3 protein-coding genes are annotated in these 3,542 nt (G+C 70.6%); 1 reads left to right on the top strand and 2 read right to left on the bottom strand.

Annotated features, from left to right (window positions below; genetic code table 11):
• Positions 1-53: 53 nt before the first annotated feature.
• Entirely contained in the window at positions 54-638 is a 585-nt protein-coding gene (locus tag JWP28_RS10720; RefSeq protein WP_299542750.1) for a PEP-CTERM sorting domain-containing protein, read from the bottom strand.
• A 250-nt stretch (positions 639-888) separates the two neighbouring features.
• On the opposite strand from JWP28_RS10720, the gene JWP28_RS10715 reads away from it, so the two are divergent.
• The gene (locus JWP28_RS10715; protein WP_299542749.1) at positions 889-2,826 is read left to right on the top strand and encodes a PAS domain-containing sensor histidine kinase; all 1,938 of its coding nucleotides are present in this window, start codon (positions 889-891) and stop codon (positions 2,824-2,826) included.
• Positions 2,827-2,850: 24 nt separating this feature from the next.
• Here JWP28_RS10715 and JWP28_RS10710 read toward each other — a convergent pair whose 3' ends face one another.
• Positions 2,851-3,045 carry a hypothetical protein gene (locus JWP28_RS10710; protein ID WP_299542748.1) on the bottom strand — a complete coding sequence of 65 codons (195 nt, stop codon included), beginning with the start codon at positions 3,043-3,045 and terminating at the stop codon, positions 2,851-2,853.
• Positions 3,046-3,542 lie beyond the last annotated feature (497 nt).

Genomic DNA, 3,542 nt, shown 5'->3' with positions numbered 1-3,542 from the left:
TGAAGTTCGCTCGGCGCATGGCCCTGAATGCGGCGAACTTCAAATCCAGCACACTAGGCGGTCGCGAGCGCCCTCGCCCGCCGCTGGCGCCGCAGCATCGCGCCGGCCGCCCCCAGCCCCAGGATCGCCAGCGCCCAGCTCCGCGGCTCCGGGACCAGGCTCTGGGCGAAGAACACCGTCACCGGCGAGAGGGTGCTTACGGTCAGAGTGACGCCGTTTCCCCAGACGTTGTAGGACGCCGCGCAGGCCACGCCGAGCGGCGTGGAGCCGGTGCAGTTGTTGTAGTTGGCGCCGACGCTGCGGGTGATGATCGTGGTGTGCCCGGGATCGATGGTTTCCGCCCAGGTCCACGCGGCGCCCGAGAAATCCTGATGAAAGGTGCCGTCGCCGTTGCTGACCGTGGTCAGGGCGAAGTTCTCGTTGGGCGAGGGCAGATTGATGGTGACGCCGGGGTTCGCCGGGTCCGTCCAGAGATCCCAGCGGTAGGTCAGGCCGTCGGGCGGCACGGTGTAGTCGACGTTGAAGATGATGCCGAAGTCGGTCGCGCAGCCGCTCGCGCAGCTGTTCAGCACGACCGCCCCCGCCGGCGCGGCGATCGACAACAGCGCCACCGCTCCCAACACAATCCCAAGTCGCATGACATTCCCCTCTAAAGGCGACAACCCGTTCGCCGAACGCGCCCGCTGAACGCGCCCGCCGAGCACGATAATCCTCTGCGCTCGCCCTGCAATGGCATTCGCCTCTGATGCGCAGGGCTCGCCTGAGACGCTCGCGCGCCCTTGTGTCCCGGATGGAACCCTTCCACCCTTCCGTGCGCTTCGCGCTACGGGGCTGTGCGCAGTTGCGCGGGCGACAGGGGAATCGATGAATCGCCCGAGCAAGATCGAAATGTCCCAAACCGACGATCGCGGCGACGGCCGCTATCGGCTGCTGGTCGATGCGATCACCGACTACGCCATCTTCATGCTCGACACCGAAGGGCGGGTGATCAGCTGGAACGCCGGCGCCCAGCGCGCCAAGGGCTACGACGCCTGCGAGATCATCGGCGACCACTTCTCGCGCTTCTACACCGAGGAGGACCGCGCCGCCGACGTCCCGGCCCACGCGCTGCGCACCGCGGTGCAGGAGGGCCGGTTCGAGACCGAGGGCTGGCGGGTGCGCAGGGACGGCTCGCGCTTCTGGGCCCATGTGCTGATCGACCCGATCCGCAGCCCCTCGGGCGAGCTGCTCGGCTTCGCCAAGATCACCCGCGACCTGACCGAGCGCCGGAGCGCCGAGGAGACCCTGCGGCGCAGCGAGCAGCAGTTCCGCCTGCTGGTCCAGGGCGTCACCGACTACGCCATCTACATGCTCGACCTGGAAGGCCGGGTGAGCAACTGGAACGCTGGCGCCCAGCGGATCAAGGGCTACCGGCCGCACGAGATCGTCGGCCAGTACTTCGGCCGCTTCTACACCGAGCACGACCGCGACGCGGGCGAGCCCGCCAAGGCGCTGCGCATCGCCGCCGCCGAGGGCCGCTTCGAGCGGGAGGGCTGGCGGGTGCGCAAGGACGGCAGCCGCTTCTGGGCCCACGTGGTGATCGACCCGATCCGCGACGACGCCGGCGGCATCGTCGGCTTCGCCAAGATCACCCGCGACATCACCGAGCGGCGCGAGGCCCAGCGCGAGCTCGACCAGACCCGCCAGGCGCTGTTCCAGTCGCAGAAGCTCGACGCCATCGGCCAGCTCACCGGCGGCGTCGCCCACGATTTCAACAACCTGCTGATGGCCGTGCTGGGCAGCCTGGAGCTGCTGCGCAAGCGCCTGCCGCCGGACCCGCAGGCCGAGCGGCTGCTGGACAACGCCGTCCAGGGCGCCCAGCGCGGCGCGGCGCTCACCCAGCGGATGCTGGCCTTCGCCCGCAAGCAGGAGCTCAAGCTTCAGGGTGTCGACGTGGCCGCCCTTGTGCACGGCATGGCGGGCCTGCTGCAACGCACGCTCGGCCCCGGCATCGAGGTCGCCACCCGCTTTCCCCGCGACCTGCCCCCGGCGCTGACCGACGCCAACCAGCTGGAGATCGCCCTCCTTAACCTGGCGGTGAACGCCCGCGACGCCATGCCCGAGGGCGGCAAGCTCACCGTCCAGGCTTCGGAAGAGACGCTGGAGACCCTGTCCGACGTCGGCCTGCCGGCCGGGCGCTACGTGCGGCTCGTCGTGCGCGACGAAGGCGTCGGCATGGACGAGGCGACGCTGGCCCGCGCCGCCGAGCCGTTCTTCACCACCAAGGGCGTCGGCAAGGGCACCGGGCTTGGCCTGCCCATGGTGCACGGCCTGGCCGAACAGTCGGGCGGCCGGCTCAAGCTCTACAGCCGCCCCGGACGGGGGACCCGCATCGAGATCTGGCTGCCCCAGACCGACGTGGTCGGCGCGCGCGAACCCGCCTGCCCGGAGTTCACCCACCTGAACGGGGAGGCCGTCCGCTCGCTGGCCGTGCTCGCCGTGGACGACGACAGCCTGGTGCTCGACAACACCGCGGCCATGCTGGAGGACCTCGGCCACCGGGTGCTGGTGGCGGGCTCGGCCGCCGAGGCCCTGGCGCTGCTCGCCGACAACCCGGTCGACCTGGTGATCACCGACTACGCCATGCCGCAGATGACCGGCCTGCAGCTGGCCCGCGAGATCGAGGCCCTGCGGCCTGGCCTGTGCGTCGCGCTCGCCACCGGCTTCGCCGAGCTGCCGCCGGGCGCCGGCGTCGGCATGCCCCGCCTCGCCAAGCCCTACAGCCAGGCCGAACTCGCCCGCCTGCTCAGCGATCTGGCCCCGGACCTCGCCCCCGCCCCCGCCTGAGCAAAGCGCCCACGACCGCGCCCCTCAGGCCGCCTCGTCCGGCGGCGGCTTCGGCGGGGCCTGGTCCAGCTCGTCCGGCGGCGCGCCGCCCTTGTCCCGCCGGGCGCACTCGGCGGCGGAAAGGTTGGTCCGCTTGGGGAGCAGCCGCAGCAGTGCAAAAACCGCCAGCACCGCGACCAGCACGATCGCCGCCCAGAAGTATTCATTGTGAGGAGGCATGGCGTTCCTCCTGCCTCTCCCTGCGGAAGCCGCAGCCGGGCCAGGAGTTCCCGCCTTGCGGCCAGAAGAGCGCCTAGGGCCAGCGGACCCTCGCGCACCTGCGCCTAGGTCTCGGCTCGGAAGGCGCCGACGCGTGGAGTTCGCGTCCTCTTTGCCCCCCTTCGCGGCCATTTGGCGGGTCCGCTCTTGGGCTCGGGTCTTGGGTGGCTTTCGACCGATGCGGGCCTTCAGCCGGCGACATGGACCTTGGCGCAATCGGCGTCTGATCTGTCATTTTGCCCGAACCGGCGCCGCCGTAGCTTCCAGGCGTGGATGAGCACGTCATCCAAACGAGGGAGCCACGAGATGCTGACACTCACCAAATCTATGGCGGCTTTCGCCATTCTGGCCGTTGCGGGGAGCGCCGCCGCGCAACCTTTCGCCGGCGCTGAGGCGCCCACCGCGGTGGTCAGCTTTGCCGACCTCGACATCGGCTCGCCCGCCGGCCTGCGCGCCCT

Origin of the sequence: Phenylobacterium sp., from assembly GCF_028290885.1 — a bacterium.
In the GTDB taxonomy this organism is placed as follows: Bacteria; Pseudomonadota; Alphaproteobacteria; order Caulobacterales; family Caulobacteraceae; genus Phenylobacterium.
Note: the sequence above shows the minus strand (reverse complement) of the source record. Positions and strands in the feature narration are given on the sequence as shown.

Excerpts from the sequence above, each read along its gene's own strand:
- JWP28_RS10720 (WP_299542750.1), bottom strand. The coding sequence starts at position 638 with ATGCGACTTGGGATTGTGTTGGGAGCGGTGGCGCTGTTGTCGATCGCC.
- JWP28_RS10710 (WP_299542748.1), bottom strand. The coding sequence starts at position 3,045 with ATGCCTCCTCACAATGAATACTTCTGGGCGGCGATCGTGCTGGTCGCG.
- JWP28_RS10715 (WP_299542749.1), top strand. The coding sequence starts at position 889 with ATGTCCCAAACCGACGATCGCGGCGACGGCCGCTATCGGCTGCTGGTC.